The following is a 19535-nucleotide window of genomic DNA, read 5'->3' on the forward strand; positions in this document are numbered from 1 at the left end:
GCAGTCGTACGCCGGGCCGCGCCGCGGTCACCTCGACCGTCATCCTGCTCTGTGTGTACCGGTCCTCCAGGACTTCGTCCCTACGGCCCAACCCCTCCCGCCGGTGACGCGACCACCTCTGGGTGGGTGGGGAGGGTGCGTGGCGGGTTGCGCATGCGTTGCACCCGGCGGCCGTCGTTCGTACCTCTGCTCCCACCGGCCGGAGGGCGGCTACGGGCGGGAGGCGGCAGGCCGTAGCGACGAAGTCGTGTAGGCCTGTCGCCGCACCCCCGCCACGTACAGGCGACCGCGGCGGCCAACCCCCACCCCACCCGCCGAAGGCGGGCAAACCCACCACGGCGGGAAAGCCGACAACGTGGGGCGAACCCCGAAAGGACTGCCCTCAGAGCCCGTCGAAGCCCACGATCTCCCGCGGGCTGCGGGAGGCGGGCCCCACATACCGGGCCGACGGCCGGACCAGTCGGCCCGTCCGCTTCTGCTCCAGGATGTGCGCGCTCCAGCCCGCCGTACGGGCGCAGGTGAACATCGAGGTGAACATGTGCGCCGGGACCTCGGCGAAGTCCAGCGTGATGGCGGCCCAGAACTCGACGTTGGTGGCCAGCACCCGGTCCGGGCGGCGGTTGTGCAGCTCCTCCAGCGCGGCCTTCTCCAGCGCCTCGGCGACCTCGAAGCGCGGGGCGCCCAGCTCCTTGGCCGTACGCCGCAGCACACGGGCGCGCGGGTCCTCGGCGCGGTAGACGCGGTGGCCGAAGCCCATCAGCCGCTCGCCGCGGTCCAGGGCGTTCTTGACGTAGGCGGTGGCGTCGCCGGTGCGCTCGATCTCCTCGATCATGCCCAGGACGCGGGAGGGCGCGCCGCCGTGCAGCGGGCCGGACATCGCGCCGACCGCACCGGAGAGCGCGGCCGCGACATCGGCGCCGGTGGAGGCGATGACGCGGGCGGTGAAGGTGGAGGCGTTCATGCCGTGCTCGGCGGCCGACGTCCAGTAGGCGTCGACGGCCTTGACGTGCTTGGGGTCGGGCTCGCCGCGCCAGCGCTTCATGAAGCGCTCCACGACGGTCTCCGCCTTGTCGATCTCCTTCTGCGGCACCATCGGCAGGCCCTGCCCGCGGGCCGACTGCGCGACGTACGACAGCGCCATGACGGCGGCGCGGGCGAGATTGTCGCGGGCCTCCGCCTCGTCGATGTCCAGCAGCGGTTTCAGGCCCCATACGGGCGCGAGCATGGCCAGCGCGGACTGGACGTCGACCCGGATGTCACCCGAGTGCACCGGGATGGGGAACGGTTCGGCCGGCGGCAGACCGGGGTTGAACGCCCCGTCGACCAGCAGCCCCCAGACGTTCCCGAAGGAGACCTGCCCGACGAGTTCCTCGATGTCGACGCCGCGATAGCGCAGGGCGCCGCCTTCCTTGTCCGGTTCGGCGATCTCCGTCTCGAACGCGACGACTCCCTCAAGTCCGGGTACGAAGTCGGACATCAGGCGGCTCCTCATGAGTGGGGACGGCAGACGGTCGAGAACCGGATGCCGTGCAGTCGAGTCTGGTGTGGGCGGCGGTGCGGTTACGCGGCTGCGCGGGCAGCTCGCGGTCCGTACCGGTCACCCCGGTGATGCCCGGCCAGGGCATGGGTCACGCGAAGGGGCCGCTCACGGTGGTCGGGCCGCGGGCGGGCACGGTGCGGTGTGGTGCGTCGGTGTGGTGCGTCGGTCTGGGTGCTGTGGTGCCGGGTCCCGTCAGGGCGCGATGCGTCCCTTCAGGCCGGACACGATAGCTCCCGATGTCCACAGGCCACAGTGGGCAGGCCCGCGATTTTGGCGGGTTCGTCACCTGCGGGGCAGCGTGACATCCGGCACACTGGTCGATTCGCTGACGAGAGGGTTACGTCCGGTCGACGGCGGGCAGACTTCCGCCCCTCACGGCTGACCCGGGCGGATCCGATGCTGCAAGATGAGGCCGTGCACCCTGCCGACGCGCCCTTCGCCGAAACCCCCGACCCGTCGTCCATGCGCGCGCACTACCGCGCCGAGGGACTGGCCGAAGCCGATCTCGCGGCCGGTCCGTACGACCAGTTCGCGCGCTGGTTCAAGGAAGCGGTCGCGGCCGGCCTGCACGAGCCGAACGCGATGGTCGTCGCGACGGTGGGCCCCGACGGCCGGCCGAGCTCAAGGACCGTGCTGCTGAAGGCATTCGATGACCGCGGCTTCGTCTTCTACACCAACTACAACAGCCGCAAAGGCCGCGAACTGGCCGAAAGCCCCTATGTCTCGCTGCTGTTCCCCTGGCACCCGCTCGCCCGCCAGGTGATCGTGAACGGCACCGCGGAACGCATCGGCCGGGACGAGACCGCCGCCTATTTCCGCACCCGCCCGCACGGCTCCCAACTGGGCGCCTGGGCCAGCGACCAGTCCGCGGTCGTCGGCTCGCGCAGCGAACTCGAGCATGCCTACGAGGAATTGGCGGCCCGCTACCCGGAGGGCGAGCAGGTCCCGGCGCCGCCGCACTGGGGCGGCTACCGGGTCGTCGCCGAAACGGTGGAGTTCTGGCAGGGTCGGCACAATCGGCTGCACGACCGGCTGCGATACGTCCACGTCCAGCCCACCGACGGCTGGCGGGTGGAGCGGCTGGCGCCGTGACGGTACGGGCGCCGCGCACGCCCCGTGATCGGCGCCCGCAGTCCGTAGTCGCCCCCTGCGGCAGTCCGCAATCGCCCTGATACGCACGCGCACGCAGACGACCCGCGGGCTGGTTCCTCCGCGCTCGGTGGCGCGAAGGGCCGGTCGGACGAACCGGCAGCCCGCGGGTCGGGTGACTACTGGGAATGGGGCCGGCTGCGCATCTGCAGAATGCGCTGGTCCGGCGCTGCACTTCGGTGAAGCGACGGGCCGCTAGCCCGCAGCCACCTCACGCGTCCGGTTCTTGATCATTAGCCGAACCACCTCCCTTCTCGTGTGCACCACACGTTAGGCAGCCGTACGGCCCCGTTCAACCGATTTTCCCGGACGCAACGATTTCCGTGAATCGGGTGTGCTCTGGGTCACGTTCCAGTTGAATAAGGCGAGGTACAGCACGTGCGGCGGCGATTTTGAGCCGTGTTCTTGAGCCGTGTTCCAAAGGGGTGCCAGTGACTTCGTCGGCTTCTTCCGCCTCGTCCTCGTCCGCGTCCTCCTCCGCGTCCGCCCGCCGATCGCCCGGCGAGAGGGACGGAGCCGACGACTCCGCGCTGCTCGCCGCGCTCCTGGACGGCATGGACGCCGCCCTCGCCGGCTTCGGGGCCGACGGCGCGGTCACCCACTGGAATCGCGAGGCCGAGCGCATCCTGGGCTGGACCGCGGCCGAGGCGGTCGGCCGCGCCGGTCTGGCGGGCTGGGCGGCCCGCAAGGGGGACGCCGACGAGATCCGGGCGGCGCTCTCGGCCGCCATGCGTGCCCCGGGCCGCCAGGTGCAGGAATTCGCCCTGCTGACCAAGGACGGCCGGCGCGTGCTCGTCCGTACCCAGATCTCGGCGGTCCGCGGGCCCGGCGGCCGGGCCGTCGGGGTCTACTGCGCCTTCAGCGAGGTGCACGCCCAGCTCGACCTGGAGCGCTCCATCGCACTCAGCGAGGCGCTCTTCGACGACGGTTCCTGGAGCGTGGTCCTGGTGGACGCGGACCTACGGCTCGCCGTCCTGAACGCACCGGCCGCCCGTGCCCTGGGGGTGGGACGTACGGCCTTGCTGGGATGTCCGCTGGGCGATCTGCTGGCGCAGGGCGTGGAGGAGCTGGAGGGCGCGCTGCAGCACGTCCTCGCCGAGGGCGCGCCGCCGGCCGCGGCCGAGCTGTGGGTGACGCTGCGCTCGGAGGAGGCGGGCCCGCCGCGCCGGTGCTGGCGCAGCGGCTTCGTCCGGCTGGCCTCACCGCTGGCCGAGGAGCCGGTGCCGCTCGGCGTCGCCTGGCTCTTCCAGGACGTGACGGACGCCAAGCGGGCCGAACAGGACGGCTCCCTGCTGCGCTTCCGCGCCCACCAGCTGCACCGCGCCGGCCGCGCGGCCGCGGAGTGCCCGGACCCGTCCGAGGCGGCCGCCGTCCACCTGGACTTCGCGCTGGCGGGTTTCGCCGATCACGGTCTGGTGGACCTCGTACCGGCTCCCGTACCGGCGCCGTACGGGGCGGTGGACGAGGCCGCGGACGAGGACGCGGACTGGGACGTGGGGGCCGCCAGGGCCGGGCGGGCGCCGCGGCTGGTGCGGGCGCTGGCCTCCCCGGCCGGGGCGCCGGGGCCCACCGAGACCTTTCCGGTGCCCGGCATCCCGATGGCCTACCCGCCGGGGCATCCGGCGGCGCAGGCGTACGAGCGGCGCGGATCGGTGCGCACCAGCGCGGGCCCGGAGGCGACAGAGGGCTGGGCGGCCGCCCGCAAATGGCCGGACGGCACGGTGCACGGCCTGTGTGTGGTGCTGCGCAGCCGCGGCCGCACGCTGGGCGTCGCCACGTTTTTGCGGGTGCCCTCGCGCCGCCCCTTCGACCGTGCGGACGCGGACTACGCGGAGGAGGTCGCGGCCCGGATAGCGGCGGCGCTGGACCTCGCGGGGGCGGCGGGTGGATAACCGCCCATGGGGGAGGAGGCCGGCCGGGCCGTGATCCAGCGGCCCACGGACGGACGCCGCTCCCAGGTCCCGCCGACGGTCAAAAAGGGGCCCCGGCGCCGGGCCGGCGGCTCGGACCGGGGCCCCTTTCCGTTACAGGCGGACGATGTTGTTGCACCCGGCGGACGAGCCGATCCTGGTGGACTGGAGGCCCGGCTTTCCCGCGCCGCCGCCCGCGTTGCCCGCCAGGCCGTTCGCGACCCCGACCTCGCCGAGCACGTCGGCGTTCGCCTCCCAGGACCTGCAGGTGGTGCCCTGCCGAATGATGACCTTGTGGCCGTGCGACTTGCCATGCTTGTGGCCGCCGCTCGACTGCGGACGGTAGGAGTCCCCCTGGCTGTACTGGGTGCGGCTGTAGTTGCCGTCGGCCGTCCCGCCGCCGGCGTAGGCGGTGCCGGCTCCGGCACCGAGGAGGCCGACGCTGCCGAGGACGGCGACCGCGACGGCAGCCTTGCGAAGCTTGCGCATGTCATCTCCGATAGATCGAGCGGTTGCGATCAGTAATCGATCGACTTCATACAGTGAATGGAGGCTAATACGAAATGCCAGGCACCCAGTCAGTGGCGCGCCGAATCCCACGACCGCCGCGAACTGGCGCCGTTCCGCTCATCAGTTGACCCGAAATTCAGATGACCGCCGGACATCGGCCCTAGTGCCGGTAGAAGATCCGGTCCGCGTACTCGCTCATCACCCGGTCGTTCCAGCCGTGCCCGCCGTCGACGTTCCCGGAGCGCAGCAGCGGTGGCTCGATGCCCCGCTCGGCGAGCGTGCCCGCGGCCGTCGCCACCATGGCCTGCATGATCGCGCTGGTGACGACCGTGGAGGCGGGGGCGAACGGCGCGTCGATGCCCGGCAGCGCCAGCGCGGCGTCGCCAACCGCGATGGCGCTGTCCAGGACGATGTCGCAGTGGTCCTTGAGGAAGTCGCCCGAGGCGTGCCGGGACGTGGTCTGTGCCGCGTACGCCACCGAGGTCACCCCGATGACCTTGATGCCGAGCGCCCGCGCGTTCCTCGCCATCTCCACGGGCAGCGCATTGCGCCCGGAGAGCGAGATGATCACCAGCGCATCGCCGGCCTTCAGCGGGCTGGTGTCCAGGACGGCCGCGGCGAGCCCGTCGACCCGCTCCAGGGCGCTGCCGAGCGTCGCGGGCCGTACGTCCACGCCGACGACACCGGGAACGGACAGCAGGTTCATGACGGCCAGGCCGCCCGCCCGGTAGACGGTGTCCTGGGCGGGGAGCGAGGAGTGTCCGGCGCCGAAGGAGAACACCCGGCCGCCCGCCTCGACGGTGTCGGCGATCATGCGTCCGGCGGCCGTGATCCGGTCGCCCGTCTCGTCCCGTACCCGCTGTAGCAGGCCGATCGCGGCGTCGAAGTATTTCCCGGCCAGTTGGTCACTCTGGTCGCTCTCAGGCATCGCCGCGGGCCCTCTCGTCGGGTCTCGTGGAAGCGGTGGATCAGTCGGGGCGCGGATCACGTTGCGGTCTGGACCAGTGCCCTGTCAATACGGGCGCAACTCGGTGCGGGGAGTCCGGCGTGCGGACGAGGAGGCACCGTTGTCGGTGGGATGCGTCAGAATTGAGTTCAGGGCCACCGCACGACACATCGAGGGGCACGCATGTCCGGACTGATCGACACCACGGAGATGTATCTCCGCACCATCCTCGAGCTGGAAGAGGAAGGTGTGGTCCCCATGCGCGCCCGCATCGCGGAGCGGCTCGAACAGAGCGGCCCGACGGTGAGCCAGACCGTGGCGCGCATGGAGCGAGACGGCCTGCTGACGGTCGCGGGCGACCGCCACCTGGAGCTGACGGAGGAGGGCCGGCGGCTGGCCACGCGCGTGATGCGCAAGCACCGCCTCGCCGAGTGCCTGCTCGTCGACGTCATCGGGCTGGAGTGGGAGCAGGTGCACGCCGAGGCGTGCCGCTGGGAGCATGTGATGAGCGAGGCGGTCGAGCGCCGCGTCGTGGAGCTGCTGCGGCATCCGACGGAATCGCCGTACGGCAACCCCATCCCGGGCCTCGAGGAGCTCGGCGAGAAGTCCGAGGCCGATCCGTTCCTGGACGCCGGCATGGTGAGCCTGATGGATCTGGACCCCGGGGCGGACGGCAAGACGGTCGTGGTGCGCCGTATCGGCGAGCCGATCCAGGCCGACGCCCAGCTGATGTACACGCTGCGGCGGGCCGGAGTGCAGCCGGGCGCCGTGGTGAGTGTGACGGAGTCACCGGCCGGGGTGCTGGTCGGCAGCAGCGGCGAGGCCGCCGAGCTGCATGCGGACATTGCCTCGCATGTGTTTGTCGCCAAACGCTGAGGCCACATGCTGAGGCGGCCGGGGCCGACGTCCCGGCCGCTTCCTTTTGAAGGATTCTTTTGGTTTTTCCCCGCGAGCCCGCTGAACTGCGCCGATGCGCCGTTCGGCGGGCTCGTCAACTGTTTGTGCTTTGAACGAACTTGTGGGAACCCGTGCGATTCGGCCGGTGTCGTGCCACGCTGGCGCTGACGCATTGGCATATGTCGGCACGAGGCGCATTGCTCTGATGTGGGGTGCCGGCTCTCCGGGGTGGGGAGGAGGCGTGAGTGCGTCCGCTGGCTGTGTCGTGGGACGGTCAGGGCCCCGGCGCTGCGAGCAGCCGGGGCCCTGCCTCCCCATGTCCCCCCGCCAAGACCCGGAGCCCCGAGCTCCCAGGGTCTTTCCCTTCGGGCCCCCTTCCCGGTAGGGCCCGCCTCCCGGCACATGTCTCCCCCTGCCGGGCGCGGTCAATCCTTGGGCGAGGTCACTCGAACGAGGGGTATTGGGCGCGAGAACGGCGTGTTCGAATAGAGGTTCGATAATGTGGGCGTGGGGGCTGGCCAAGGACGATTGGGGGTGCCGGGGCACATGGTGCGGCGCATCGATGTGACAGGGGCCGGCGGAGTACGGCTCGCGGCCTGGGAATTCACCGATCCGCCCAAGAGGGGCGGCGGGGCAGAGGCGGCCGGGTGCGGCCCGGGCGTGCTGATGCTCCATGGTCTGATGGGGCGCGCGGCGCACTGGGCGGACACCGCGCGTCGGCTGAGCGCGCGGCATCGCCCGGTCGGGCTCGATCAGCGTGGTCACGGCCGCAGCGAGAAGCCCGCGGACGGACCGTACGACCGCGAGGCCTATGTCGATGACGCCATCGCGGCCATCGAGCAGCTCGGGCTGGCCCCGGCCGCTCTCATCGGGCATGCCATGGGGGCCCTGACGGCGTGGCAGGTGGCGGCCCGGCGGCCGGATCTGGTGAGCGCGCTGGTCGTCTGCGATATGCGGGCGTCGGCACTGGGTGCGGCCTCGCAACACGAGTGGACGGAGTGGTTCCGTTCCTGGCCGGTGCCGTTCGCCACGCTCGCGGACGTCCGTAAGTGGTTCGGCGAGGACGACCCGACGCTGGAGCGGCCCAAGCCCGCGCGCGGCGAATTCTTCGCGGAGGTGATGGCGGAGCGGGCCGACGGCTGGCGGCCCACCTTCTCGCGCCGTCAGATGCTCCGGGCCCGCGAGACCTGGGTGTATGACGCGCACTGGGAGGAGCTGGCGCAGGTCCGGTGCCCGGCCCTGGTCGTCCGCGGTGTGGACGCCGAACTGGGCCGCGCCGAGGCCCAGGAAATGGTCCGGGTACTGCCGCGCGGCGAGTACGCCGAAATATCCGACGCGGGGCATCTGCTCCCCTGGGAACAGCCCGACGCCTGGTGCCGCGCCATCGAGCCGTTCCTCCGTACGGCCATGACACCGGGCTGAGGAGCAGGCACCGCGCGCCCCGCGCGCCACGGCGCCCCGAGGGGCCGTGGCGGGGTGGGGCGCGCGGGCGAAGCCGGGCCGGCGCCGGGCGTCGGCGGATTGGGGCTCCGGCGGGCGGTTCCGGGGCTCCGTCAGCCGGTGTTGACGAACTTCCAGAAGAGCGGGTCCTTGTCGCCCTTTGCCGCCCAGCGGACCTCCGTGATCTTCGCGGCCGCGGGGGACAGGGAGATATGGCAGAGGACGTGGCTCTGGCCGCTCTTCCAGGTGCCGATGCCGGCCGGGTCCTCGCAGCCGTGGAGGCCCTTGGGGGCGTTGGCGGGCGGAGTGTTGGGGCGGCCGTCCGAAGAGACCGTGATGTTGTCGGCCACGTGCGGCAGGCCCTTCACCTCACCGCCGCCCTTGAGCGTGTACTTCACGAATACGGTATCGGCCAGTAGGCCCTTGGCGTCCTTGGGGTCCCGGACCAGGTCTCTGGCCTGGGCCGCAAGTTCCGACTCCACACCCTGCACGGCGATCTCGTAGGTGACTTTCTTGCCGCCTTCCACGAACTGCCGCGTTTTGCCGTGACCGGACTTCAGCCCATCGAGCTTATCCGGATCCGGTGCCTCATTCTCCGGCTTGGCGCGGGAGTCGGGAGAACTCGCCTTGTCGTGCCGTGCGCCGTCCTTTGCGTCGGACGCGTCTTTCTTGTCGCCGCAGGCGGTCAGGGTCAGGGCCAGTACGGCAACCGGCGCGACGGCGCGCAACCAGGCAGTTCTTGTGTGTAGCACCACGTGTCTCCTCGCAGATTCCCCCGTCACGCCACACAGTTGGCGATGTGCTGTGTGCTCGCGAACGGCCTGCCCGGAGCTTAGGATCCGCATTTCGGTGCTGTCGAAACGTAATCCGGGATTCCGTAGCGGTCGGCGGTCAAAATTGGCGCTAATGCACCTTGAAGAGTTGCGGTGGCCCGCCAGTGCACCGCCAGTGCACCGCCATTTCTCGGCATTGACCGGCATTGACCGGCATTGCTCACCCGGCGGTGAATCCGCAATACCGCCCAGGGGCGTCGGCCGGACCTCGGCAAGTGGTGCTTCGTGGCGCGACGTTACGATGCACTGTCCCGGCGTCGCGGCCCGCAGCCTGCCCAGTGTGTGTGCGGTGCGTCGTGCCACGTTCGTTCGATGTTCGCTCGATGGGGGAGACCGAGATGGACCCGTTGCTTCCGGACGACCCGCAATCCCTGGGCTCGTACCGTCTGTTGGGCCGGATCGGCGCCGGCGGCATGGGCCGGGTGTATCTGGCACGGTCGGCCGGCGGGCGTACCGTCGCGGTCAAGGTCGTACGGCCGGATCTGGCCCAGGACACCGGCTTCCGGGGGCGGTTCCGGCAGGAGGTCGAGATCGCGCGGGCGGTGTCCGGCCGCTACACGGCACCCGTCGTCGACGCCGACACGGACGCCGCGCTGCCCTGGCTCGCCACCGCCTTTGTCCTCGGCCCGTCGCTGACCGAAGTGGTCGACGGCCACGGGGCGTTGCCCGAACACAGCGTGCGCGCCCTCGGGGCGGGGCTGGCCGCGGCGCTCACCGAGATCCACTCCGTCGGTCTGGTGCACCGCGATCTCAAGCCGTCCAATGTGCTGCTGGCCGCCGACGGCCCCCGGGTGATCGACTTCGGCATCGCGCGCGCCATCGACGGCGACCGGATGACGCAGACCGGCGTGGTCGTCGGCTCGCCCGGCTACATCCCGCCCGAGCAGGCGCTCGGGCAGCAGGTCGGCACCGCGGGCGACATCTTCGCGCTCGGCGCCGTCCTCGCCTATGCGGCCACCGGCCATACGGCCTACGGGGACACCACCCCGGCCGCCGTCCTCTACCAGGTCGTCCACGGCGAGCCGGACCTGACGGGCGTGCCCGAGCAGCTGCACGGACTCGTTGCGGCCTGCCTCCACCGGGAGCCGGAACAACGGCCCACACCCCAGCAGGTGCTGGAGACGCTGGCGCCGCAGGGGACAGGGGCGGTCTTCGCCAACTGGCTTCCGGGGGCCGTCGCTTCGACCATCGCCACCCATGCGTCGCGCATTTTGGACCTGGAGACGCCGGAGCACGGGACGCCTGCGGTCGCGGGGCCCGGTGCACCCGGGGACTCCGACGCGTCCACGCCGGCTCCGGCCGCCGCGCAGGGCGGATTCGGGACCGCGCCGACGTATGTGCTCTCGGGTGCGCCCATGGCGGGCGCTGCGCCGACGGGCGGGGCTGCGCCGACGGGCGGGGCGGGGGCCACCGTGGCGGACACGCCCGGAGCCACCGCCGCCGCCGCCGCGCCCGCCGCCCCCTCCCGCCGCCGCTTCTTCGGACTGGCCGCGGGCGCCGCGGTCGGCGTCGCGGCCGTCGGCGGCGCCGGGCTCTGGGCGTTCGGGGACAAGGACGAGGGCAACGGGCAGGGGAGCGGACAGGGCGGCGGACAGGGGACGGGCGGGTCCGGCGACGGGCAGGCCCCCGACGGCGCGGACCGCGAGAAGTTCCGTACGCCGCCGCCCGGCACCGCCCCGCAGGTCCTGTGGCACCGCACCGCCGAGACGGACAGCCTCAGCCGAGGCCAGCCGCTGCTGGCCCACAACGGGCTGCTGTTGGTCAGCGGCGACCCGCTGGTGGCCCGGCACGCCGTCACCGGCAAGGCGAAATGGACCCGCAAGGGAGTCGTGTCCCCGGGCGCCCCGCTGGTCTACGCGACCGGCAAGCTCTTCCTCGTCAGCACGGAGTACGACGGCGATGTCATCGCCCTCGACCCGGACACCGGCAAGGAGGCCTGGCGCAGCAGGCTGGGCGGCAGGCTGACGGTCGAGCACATCCTCGCCGCCGACGAGCAGCGCGTCTACGTCATCGCCTCGGTACGCACCAAGAACATCCGGGACAACCTCACGGCCATCGCCGCCATCAATATCCGTACCGGTAAAGCGGAATGGCGCAAGCCGCGCGACAAGGGCACCCAGGACTACGACCTCGAAGGCGTCGCGGCGGGCGGCCGGCTCGTCTACACCGACGGGCGCCGCAATGTCACGGTGCGCGATACGGCGACCGGCCGCCAGCTGTGGACGCGCAAGATCGGCGACGATATCGCCTGGCACCCGGCCGTACACGCCAAGCGGATCTTCCTCGGCGGCGACCGGCTGCGCTCGGTGCACCTCGACACCGGCAAGGCCGACTGGTCGCTCTCCTCCGGGGGACGCCGCAGCTTCTACCAGCCGATGGTCGTCGGTGGCGTGCTCTATGCCGGGGACCACAGCGGTGGCGTATGGGCCGTGGATCCCATACACGGCAAGAAGCTGTGGCTGTGCGAGGAACCCGGCGCACGCCGGGCACCCACCGAGTTCGTCCTTGTCGGCGGCACCCTCTACGGCGCGTCCTACGACGACGCAGGCGGCATCTTCGCCCTGAACCCGAAGACCGGCAAGGCCCGTTGGCACTACAACGACAACACGGGAAACACGGAGGAGTGGCATGTCGTCGCCGCCAAGCAGCGGCTCCTGGTCACCCATGGCGACGAGGTGTACGGCCTGCCGGCGGTGTGAGGCCGCGCCCCGGCCCGACTACGTCAACGTCCGGGTGAATTCGCCCCGTTGGACGCGGCCGGCAAGGGAGTCACCGGTCAGCAGTGAGCCGTACCCGGTGGCCGCCCACAGGCTCTGCTCGGCGGGCACCTCGAAGTACGGGACCGGGCGGCCCTCCCGCCGGTCGGTGAGGACCTCCGGCGCACGGCGGGTGCGTATCGCCCGTATGCAGGTCTCGCACGCGGCCACCTGCAGCTGCTCGCGGCGCCCGAGTGGGCGCCAGGGTATGCGGCGGGCGGCGGGGCCGTGCAGCGGGTGGAAGAAGCAGAGCGGCAGCGTGAGAGGGGCACCGGACAGCGCCGCGCGGCCCTCGGCGATCAGCGCGAACACGCCCGCGAGGTCGGGGATGCCGCTGGCGCGGTCCAGGACCGTGCCCGCCGCGGCATAGGCGTCCAGGGCGCGCTCGATGGCCGCGGGGTCGCCCTGGGCGGCGCGGGCCTCCTCGCCGAGCCGTACGACCTCTTCGCCGGCGCGGTCCCGGAGCCCGGCCTCGTCGGCACGCCGGGCGGCGGCGAAGACGGCGCGGGGCAGCGCGAACGGAGTGGCCAGCTCGCCGCGCAGCCGCGCACGGCGGCGCAGCAGCAGCCCGGTGGCCGCGAGCAGCAGCACGGGGCCGAGGGCGAGGGCAAGGATCCGGGGGAACGAAGCCGAGGCCTGGGGTTCGGAAGCCGGCGAACGGGGTTCATGGCTGGGGCCGTTGAGATCGGCGGTGGCCTTCTCGTACTCCGCATCGCCGGTCCCGGCCTCGATGATCTCGATCGCGCGGGCGATCCGCCGGGGCAGACCGGCGCCCTCCATATCGTCCTGGAAGCTGACCGCGGAGGCGGCGTGCATCGCCTGGTGGGCATCGTTCGGCCATTCGCCGGCGTCGATGTCGTCGTGGTACGTCCCGAGCGTGATCAGGATGGCCGGACCGCCGCCCATCCGGTCGTGCACCACCTCGGCGAGCTGCTGCGGCTCGCCGTCCCAGCTGTCGCCCTCGACCAGCGGCACCAGGACAACGCGGATCGGCAGATGGGTCTGCCGGATCTGGGCGGCCAGCTTCCGCTGCTGGGCGGGGTCGACGGCGGTGGAGAGGGAGGGGTCGACGTAGACGGGCGACTTGTCCAGGGCGTTGGCGATCTTCTGCCCGGGGCTCTCGGCGGCCGCGCCGGGCGACGCTGTGCACAGGAGCAGCGCGAAGGACGACGCGGCGAGCGCGAGGGCGGTCCGCACCGGGCGGCGGGGGTTAGTGGACACCGTAGTGCTCCCGTATTTCGCGGGTGAGTTGATCTATTCCGGCGCCGTTGCCCAGCGTGGCCAGTGGTCCGGGAAGGGTGGGGTAGGGGGTAGAGGAGGCGCGACCGGCGGAGGCCGTGGGGCCCAGGTGAAGAACCGGGCCCGGTGTTGTCCGGCATGCCTCGCACACCGGGTACGAGCGCCCCTCCTGGCCCGAGGGCCGCACCCTCCGGGCGGGGCCGTGCAGCGGGTTGCGGTGGCAGACGCGCTGCCCGGCGCCCGGGCTCTGGACGGCGGTGAGTCCGGCGCGGGCCAGCACGATCGCGCAGGCCAGGTCGGCCGGGGTGGCATCGGCGTCGATCCGGGCATCGCTGTCGCCGTCGAGCAGCATCACGGCGGCGTCCAGGCACTCCCACGCGCGGCGTCGGGACCCCGTGGCCAGTACGGCGGTGCGGTCCACGACGGCGCTGAGGGCGTCGAGGTCTGTGGCGGCGGTCTCCCGCAGCCAGCGGTGCGAGGGCCGGTCAGGAGCGACGGCCCGGGGGCCGCTCGGCCGCCGCCGCACCAGGCCGACGATCTTGCCGACCACCAGCACCACGCCGAAGAGCAGACCCGCGGCCAAGGTGCCGATGAGCAGGCCGGGTACGAAGTCCCCGGCGAAGAGGCCGGGCAGGGTCTGTTCCTGCCGCGGGTCCGGTTCCGGAGAGGGCGCGTACGGCTCATCGGGACCGGTGGGCGGGGTCTTGGCGATGTAGGTGAGCAGCTTGTCCAAACGGGAGCTGAGCTTGTCGGGCGACGCGTCGTAGGTGAGGTCGTCCGGGCGGTCGAGGAGGTACATATTGCTGACCCGCGCGCCGTAGCTGACCGGCTCGATGTCCCCGGTCGCGGGGTCTGCCAGCACGATTACGGCACCGCGGTGCAGCCGGTCGTGCAGCGACTTGGCCAACAGCTCGGTGCTGCCGCCGGATTCGTCGTCGATCGTGGTGGGGACGGCGGCGACCACCACCGGGATGTGCAGCGCGCCGAGCCGCTTACGGAGATGGGTGCGGGTGGCGGCGTCCAGTACGTCCGGGCTCTCGGGGTCGATATAGAGCGGATCGTGGCGCAGGCCATCGGCCACCCGGTCGACCCGGGCCCGCATATCGGCGGCCGTCGGGAACGTGCCGTCGCCGCTGATGGTGTCGCCGAAGACCTGCGAGGCGGTGAAGGCGAGCACCCCGGAGAGGGTGAGGGCGGCCACCGGGAGGGGGAGCAGCCGGACGAGTCGGGAGCGGCCGGGGGCGCCAAGTGAGGCGGGAGCCACGGCCGACGGTGCCGCAGGCTCACGGCGGACGCGGCGCCGCCGTACGCAGTAGACCGCGACCGGCAGGGCGAAGAGCGGGACGCCGGTGACCACGGCACCCGTCGCAAAGCTCTGATTCTCGCGGTCGGTCCGGCTGGTGTGCAGTTTCGCCGGCTCGTCCGCCGGGTCCGCGCCGCCGTATTCGGCCTCGGCCCGCTCGGCCCGCTGTGCCGCCCGGCCCGATTTGAGAATGTCAACAAAACGCCGGAACTCTTCGCGGGCCGTGGCGTCGTACGGCATCTCGTACATCGCCGCCCGCTGTGCCTCCTGGGCGCCGGGCACGCTCACCCCGTACGTCTGCACGTCCGCCAGGCCCATTTCGTCCAGCTGGATGTACAGCCCCTTGCGCCCCAGCCGGTCGTGCACACCGGGGAGCAGCCCGTCCAGGCCCAGGTTGACGTCGCTCGGCAGGACGATGACATACGTCGGGACGCCCAGCCGCCGGGCCTCCTTGGCGAACTCGGCGGCCGTGGACCGCGGGACCGCACGCGGCAGCTGGTCGGTCACGTACACCGGGTTCTTCCGCAGCCGCTCGGCCAGATAGGCGGTCCGGGGCGGTGCATCGGCACCCGCGGTCGCCGCATGCCCCAGCCCGGCGGCGAAGAGAACCGCCAACCACCCAGCCACCAGCACCATTCCGGCGCGCAGCATCGGCCCCACCCCCTCGTTCATGCGTTCCCACGACGGTAACGTCCGGGCCAACAACGCGCTCAACCCTGTGGATAACTTCCCGGCAATGCCGTGCGCGGGCGAGGGGATCCCGCGCTCCGGGACCACTGACCAGCGGCAAGACGCCGGACGGTACCCTGCACCGGTCAATATCGCATTGACCTTCGTGCACGCAATCAACCATGGGGGAGCAAAAGCCGTGTCCGCACCGCCGCCCTACCAGAACCAGCCGCAGCAGCCGTACGGATACCAGCAGCCCCCGCAGCAGCCGTACGGGTATCAGCAGCCCCCGCAGTACGGCCAGCCGCAGCCGCCGCGCGGCCCGCAGCGTCCGCAGCGGCCGCAGCCGACTCTGAAGCACCGGCTGATCGGCTTCGTGGTCGTCCTGCCGTTCATCGCCGGCGGGGCCTGGTACGTGTGGGACTACAACACCAATCCCCACGGCGGCAAGGCCGCGAAGGAGGCCTCGGCGTCCGCCTCGGCCGAGGCCTACGACAAGAACCACAACCCGAAGGTCGGCGACTGCGTCAAGATCACGGGCTCGGATGACGCCATGGAGATGACCGTCGTCGGCTGTGACTCATCGGAGGCCCAGTACAAGACGGGCGAGGTGCTGGGGGGCAACGAGAAGTGCGGGCCGCAGTACACGCGCAGCATTGTTTACTCGTACGACCACCGGGCCACCACCAACTGGTGCTTCACCAAGGTCTGACCCTTGCTCGGCCCCGGCCGCCGCTCGAACCCCCGGGCGGCGGCCGACGCCGTAGGGCCCCTCACCCCTTGCTGACCGCCACCAAGATCTCCGGCAGCCGCGCCGCCACCCGGGGCGCCGCCACCCGCAGGCCCGCTTCCGCGATGCCCAGTCCGTAGACCGCGCCGACCGGCAGCAGCACCCACAACAGGCCGTGCAGCCCCGCCACATGCAGCCAGATGGTCAGCGCCAGCAGGGGCGAGCACAGCACGGCGCCCACCACGAACCCGCCGAAGATGCTGAACCAGGCGATCGCACCCTGCCCCGGGGCGACGTTCTTGTTGCCCTCGGAGGGAATGGAGTACGGGAAGAGCGCCGAGCAGAGCGCACCGGTGGCCAGCAACGCGCCCAGCAGGGCCAGCGACAGGCCGTACACCTCGAGGAAGTCCGACCAGGGGCCGATGAAGGCCGCGGTGCCGACGACGACCAGGGTGACGTACGGGACGGCCACCAGGGCCAGTGCCAGCGCGCGGGCCCGCAGCTCCGCGTACGCGTCCCGTGGCGTGGCGATCGTCGAGGCGACCATCCAGAACGCCGAGGTGTCCTGGCCGAACTGGTTGTACATCTGCATGCCGAGCAGGGCGGACGCCGAAAAGGCGGTGTAGATGCTGCCTTTGCCCTGGACGGACGACACGAACGGGACCAGGAGGCCGACGCCGAGCGCCGCGGCCCAGGACATCTTGGACTTCGGGTCGCGCCAGGCGTAGCGCAGGGTGCGGAGCATGACCGTGCCCGTGTGCCCGCCCGGCAGCAGGCGCGCGAGCCCCCGCTCACCGCTGCCGGAGCTCCGCGCGCTGTCCTTCTCGACGGCCTGGAGGGTGGAGGAATCGGGGGAGGTCATCAGGGTGGTCAGCGTGCGCTGCCACCACCAGAGCAGGAGGGCCAGCGCGAGCGCCGTCAGGGCCAGGCCCGCCGCCGCGCGGCCGTAGGCCCCCTGGCCCGCGTCGTGCACCGCGCCGATCGCGGAGGCGGGCGGTACCCAGCGCAGCACCTCGCCCAGCGGCTCCAGTACGGACAGGCCGTCCGGGCGGCCGAGCTTCTGGGCGGCGATGTTCACGCCCTGGGCGCCGAGGGCGATGAACAGGCCGCTCAGCACGGCGAGATCGCGGCCGCGGCGGCTGGTCAGGAGCCGTACGGAGGCGGTGGCGACCGCGCGTGCCAGGGACACGCACACCAGCACCACCAGGACCACGGCCGGCACGGCGATGGCCGCGGCGGCCGCCCCGTGGGCGACCGCGATCACGGCGCCCACCACCAGCGCGAGGGTGAAGACGGGACCGATACCGATCAGCGACGCCACCAGGAGCGAGACGATCAGGGGGCGTGGCCGCAGCGGCAGCATGACGAGCCGCGTCGGGTCCAGGGTCTCGTCACCGGACGGGAAGAACAGCGGCATCACCGCCCAGCCGAGGGTCAGGATCCCGGTGAGGAGTACCGACACGGCGCCGGCGTGCGGGTTGCCGCGCAGTGCGGTCAGGGCGAGGACGACACCGGCCGCGCACAGCAGGCCGACGACGATCGAGCCGACATAGGCGAGCGTGCGGCCCGTCGACTGGCGCAGGCCGTTGCGCAGCAGCGACAGCTTCAGCCGTACGAAAACGGAGGTCAGGGGCGGGGCGGCGGCCGAGGCCGGGGGCGCCGCGGCGGATTCGGTGCTCATCGGGCGCCGCCGCCCAGCCAGTCCAGGTCCTGGCCCGCGCCGCGGTCGTTGGCGCCGACGAGCCCGAGGAAGGCCTCCTGGAGGGAGGACGCCTCGCCGCGCACCTGCGCCAGCGGGCCGTCGGCGCGGATCCGCCCGGCGGCGATCACGGCGACCCAGTCGCACAGCGACTCCACCAGCTCCATCACATGGCTGGAGAAGATGACCGTCGCCCCGGAGGAGGTGTAGCGCTCCAGGACGCCCCGGATGGTCTGCGCCGAGACGGGGTCGACGCCCTCGAAGGGCTCGTCGAGGAAGAGGATTTCAGGGTTGTGGAGGAGCGCGGCGGCCAGGCCGATCTTCTTGCGCATGCCGGTGGAGTAGTCGACGACCAGTTTGTGCTGGGCGCCGGAGAGGTCCAGTACGTCCAGCAGCTGGCCGGCCCGCTTGTCGACCTCGTCGCCCGGGAGGCCACGCAACCGCCCCATATAGCCGAGGAGTTCGCGGCCCGACAGCCGCTCGAAGAGGCGCAGTCCCTCGGGAAGGACGCCGATACGGGATTTGACGGACACCGGGTCCCGCCAGACGTCGTGGCCGCCGATCTCGACCTGACCGGCATCCGGCCGCAGCAGCCCCGTCACCATGGACAGGGTCGTGGTCTTGCCCGCGCCGTTGGGGCCGACCAGGCCGATGAAGCGGCCCGCGGGGAGGGTCAGATCGATGCCGGAGACGGCGACCTGCTCGCCGAACTTCTTCCACAGGCCCTGGATGCGCACGGCGGGCGGCGGGCCGGCCGCGGCACCGTCGCGGGTCGCCCCGGCGGCACGCTCACTTGCGTCTTCCGGCCCTACTGGCTCGCTCTGCTCCGGTTCGTTGCCCACCGGCCCCGCCTTCCGACGTCCCCGCAGGGGCCCCGGTCACGGCCCCCGTCCGACGCCTTCCACGATACGGGCGGCCACCGACACGGCCGGGCCGGGCTGCGCGTTCAGCGACCGCGGAACGCCGCCGCGTCCCGCCCGCACGCATACGCCAGCGGGCTGATCAGCTCCTCCGCGTCCGGCAGCCAGCGGTTGGTGGTGGTCGGGCGGCGCACCCACTGCACCGAACCGTGCGGTGCCATACGGGTCGGCGGCGCGGCGATGTACTCGCCCTCGCCGCGGCAGATCAGGTCCAGCGAGGCCGGCCGCCAGCCCAGATTCCGTACCAGGTCCGGCACCTTCGCCGAGGCACCCGGCAGGACGAGGAAGAGCATGCGGCGGTCGGGGGTGCGGGTGACCGGGCCGAGCGGCACATCCATCCGCTCCATACGGGCCAGCGCCAGGCAGCCCGCGGCCTCGGGCACTTCGAGCGCCTCGAAGGCGCGGCCCGTCGGCAGCAGGATCGAGGCGCGCGGCTGCTTGCTCCACATCCTGCGGACGGCCGTCGCGCTGCCGCTGGCCAGTCCGGCCCAGCCGGGCGCGGTGGGGTGCGCGCCGGGCGCGCCACAGTCCTTGGCGTCGCACGAACAGCGCGGTGTCTCACCGTCGTGCTCCAGCCATGCGCCGGGGAACACATCCCAATGCCGCTCTTCCGCGTAACGCACCGCGGTCTCGAGCAGCTGCTCGCCGCGCTGCTGGGGGATGGGCGAGGCTTCTGTGACTCCGATGGTCTCTTCCACGCCCAGGACAACTTCGCGCGTCACCAAGGGTTACGGCCGAATGGGGGACACCCCCGGCGCATCGTTCTTGCACCTGGGGCGCATGGATGCATGGGCGGGGGCGCATATGCGGGTGTGGTCCGGGGAGCGGGTAGCCACCTGCGTGACGGGCGGAGAGGCCGCCCACGCGGCAGTCCGCGGTGCGCACCGGAGCGTCCGGGGCCATGGCGGCGCCGCGATCTGAGCACGGGCACCGCGCGCCATTCTCCTTCTTGGGATCAGTCCCCTACGGGCCGGCTCCTGCACCGTCTTGTGGA

15 protein-coding genes are annotated in these 19535 nt (G+C 72.1%); 6 read left to right on the top strand and 9 right to left on the bottom strand.

Annotated features, from left to right (window positions below):
- Positions 1-382: 382 nt before the first annotated feature.
- Entirely contained in the window at positions 383-1477 is a 1095-nt protein-coding gene (locus AB0D04_RS12345; protein ID WP_362702179.1) for a citrate synthase 2, read from the bottom strand.
- A gap of 525 nt (positions 1478-2002) precedes the next feature.
- On the opposite strand from AB0D04_RS12345, the gene pdxH reads away from it, so the two are divergent.
- Positions 2003-2632: a pyridoxamine 5'-phosphate oxidase gene (pdxH, locus tag AB0D04_RS12350; RefSeq protein WP_362702314.1), complete on the top strand. Its 630-nt coding sequence runs from the start codon at positions 2003-2005 to the stop codon at positions 2630-2632.
- Positions 2633-3120: 488 nt separating this feature from the next.
- Positions 3121-4581 (top strand): PAS domain-containing protein, encoded by a 1461-nt coding sequence (locus AB0D04_RS12355; protein ID WP_362702181.1) that lies wholly within the window; start codon positions 3121-3123, stop codon positions 4579-4581.
- 132 nt (positions 4582-4713) lie between these two features.
- On the opposite strand, the gene AB0D04_RS12360 is transcribed toward AB0D04_RS12355, so the two are convergent.
- Both AB0D04_RS12360 and AB0D04_RS12365 read right to left on the bottom strand, forming a co-directional pair.
- Complete coding sequence (locus tag AB0D04_RS12360; RefSeq protein WP_362702183.1) at positions 4714-5088, bottom strand: hypothetical protein; 375 nt, start codon at positions 5086-5088, stop codon at positions 4714-4716.
- Between the two features lie 181 nt (positions 5089-5269).
- The gene (locus tag AB0D04_RS12365; protein ID WP_362702185.1) at positions 5270-6037 is read right to left on the bottom strand and encodes an SIS domain-containing protein; all 768 of its coding nucleotides are present in this window, start codon (positions 6035-6037) and stop codon (positions 5270-5272) included.
- A gap of 201 nt (positions 6038-6238) precedes the next feature.
- Between AB0D04_RS12365 and AB0D04_RS12370 the strand changes: the two genes are divergently transcribed.
- On the top strand, positions 6239-6931 hold the full coding sequence (locus AB0D04_RS12370) for a metal-dependent transcriptional regulator (RefSeq protein ID WP_362702187.1): 693 nt from the start codon (positions 6239-6241) through the stop codon (positions 6929-6931).
- 567 nt (positions 6932-7498) lie between these two features.
- On the top strand, positions 7499-8374 hold the full coding sequence (locus AB0D04_RS12375; protein WP_362702315.1) for an alpha/beta hydrolase: 876 nt from the start codon (positions 7499-7501) through the stop codon (positions 8372-8374).
- Positions 8375-8505: 131 nt separating this feature from the next.
- Here the strand turns inward: AB0D04_RS12375 and AB0D04_RS12380 are convergent, their stop codons facing one another.
- On the bottom strand, positions 8506-9147 hold the full coding sequence (locus tag AB0D04_RS12380; protein WP_362702189.1) for a hypothetical protein: 642 nt from the start codon (positions 9145-9147) through the stop codon (positions 8506-8508).
- Positions 9148-9548: 401 nt separating this feature from the next.
- Between AB0D04_RS12380 and AB0D04_RS12385 the strand changes: the two genes are divergently transcribed.
- Positions 9549-11924 (top strand): PQQ-binding-like beta-propeller repeat protein, encoded by a 2376-nt coding sequence (locus AB0D04_RS12385; protein WP_362702191.1) that lies wholly within the window; start codon positions 9549-9551, stop codon positions 11922-11924.
- An 18-nt stretch (positions 11925-11942) separates the two neighbouring features.
- On the opposite strand, the gene AB0D04_RS12390 is transcribed toward AB0D04_RS12385, so the two are convergent.
- Both AB0D04_RS12390 and AB0D04_RS12395 read right to left on the bottom strand, forming a co-directional pair.
- Positions 11943-13202, bottom strand: a complete 1260-nt coding sequence (locus AB0D04_RS12390; RefSeq protein ID WP_362702193.1) for a hypothetical protein — start codon at positions 13200-13202, stop codon at positions 11943-11945.
- Positions 13192-15195, bottom strand: coding sequence for a hypothetical protein (locus AB0D04_RS12395; RefSeq protein WP_362702195.1), 2004 nt, complete (start codon positions 15193-15195; stop codon positions 13192-13194). The genes AB0D04_RS12390 and AB0D04_RS12395 overlap by 11 nt, the downstream gene beginning before the upstream one ends.
- A gap of 196 nt (positions 15196-15391) precedes the next feature.
- Between AB0D04_RS12395 and AB0D04_RS12400 the strand changes: the two genes are divergently transcribed.
- Entirely contained in the window at positions 15392-15904 is a 513-nt protein-coding gene (locus tag AB0D04_RS12400) for a hypothetical protein (protein ID WP_362702197.1), read from the top strand.
- Between the two features lie 61 nt (positions 15905-15965).
- Here AB0D04_RS12400 and AB0D04_RS12405 read toward each other — a convergent pair whose 3' ends face one another.
- The 3 genes from AB0D04_RS12405 to AB0D04_RS12415 form a co-directional block, all read right to left on the bottom strand.
- Positions 15966-17603, bottom strand: coding sequence for a transporter (locus AB0D04_RS12405; RefSeq protein WP_362702199.1), 1638 nt, complete (start codon positions 17601-17603; stop codon positions 15966-15968).
- Positions 17600-18358 (bottom strand): ABC transporter ATP-binding protein, encoded by a 759-nt coding sequence (locus AB0D04_RS12410; protein WP_362702317.1) that lies wholly within the window; start codon positions 18356-18358, stop codon positions 17600-17602. Before AB0D04_RS12410 ends, AB0D04_RS12405 begins: the two co-directional genes overlap by 4 nt.
- A gap of 209 nt (positions 18359-18567) precedes the next feature.
- Positions 18568-19239: a bifunctional DNA primase/polymerase gene (locus AB0D04_RS12415; RefSeq protein ID WP_362702318.1), complete on the bottom strand. Its 672-nt coding sequence runs from the start codon at positions 19237-19239 to the stop codon at positions 18568-18570.
- Positions 19240-19535: the final 296 nt, after the last annotated feature.

The sequence above is a fragment of the Streptomyces sp. NPDC048483 genome (assembly GCF_040651455.1).
Taxonomy (GTDB): domain Bacteria; phylum Actinomycetota; class Actinomycetes; order Streptomycetales; family Streptomycetaceae; genus Streptomyces.

Excerpts from the sequence above, each read along its gene's own strand:
- AB0D04_RS12345 (WP_362702179.1), bottom strand. The coding sequence starts at position 1,477 with ATGTCCGACTTCGTACCCGGACTTGAGGGAGTCGTCGCGTTCGAGACG.
- pdxH (WP_362702314.1), top strand. The coding sequence starts at position 2,003 with ATGCGCGCGCACTACCGCGCCGAGGGACTGGCCGAAGCCGATCTCGCG.
- AB0D04_RS12360 (WP_362702183.1), bottom strand. The coding sequence starts at position 5,088 with ATGCGCAAGCTTCGCAAGGCTGCCGTCGCGGTCGCCGTCCTCGGCAGC.
- AB0D04_RS12365 (WP_362702185.1), bottom strand. The coding sequence starts at position 6,037 with ATGCCTGAGAGCGACCAGAGTGACCAACTGGCCGGGAAATACTTCGAC.
- AB0D04_RS12370 (WP_362702187.1), top strand. The coding sequence starts at position 6,239 with ATGTCCGGACTGATCGACACCACGGAGATGTATCTCCGCACCATCCTC.
- AB0D04_RS12375 (WP_362702315.1), top strand. The coding sequence starts at position 7,499 with ATGGTGCGGCGCATCGATGTGACAGGGGCCGGCGGAGTACGGCTCGCG.
- AB0D04_RS12385 (WP_362702191.1), top strand. The coding sequence starts at position 9,549 with ATGGGGGAGACCGAGATGGACCCGTTGCTTCCGGACGACCCGCAATCC.
- AB0D04_RS12395 (WP_362702195.1), bottom strand. The coding sequence starts at position 15,195 with ATGAACGAGGGGGTGGGGCCGATGCTGCGCGCCGGAATGGTGCTGGTG.
- AB0D04_RS12405 (WP_362702199.1), bottom strand. The coding sequence starts at position 17,603 with ATGAGCACCGAATCCGCCGCGGCGCCCCCGGCCTCGGCCGCCGCCCCG.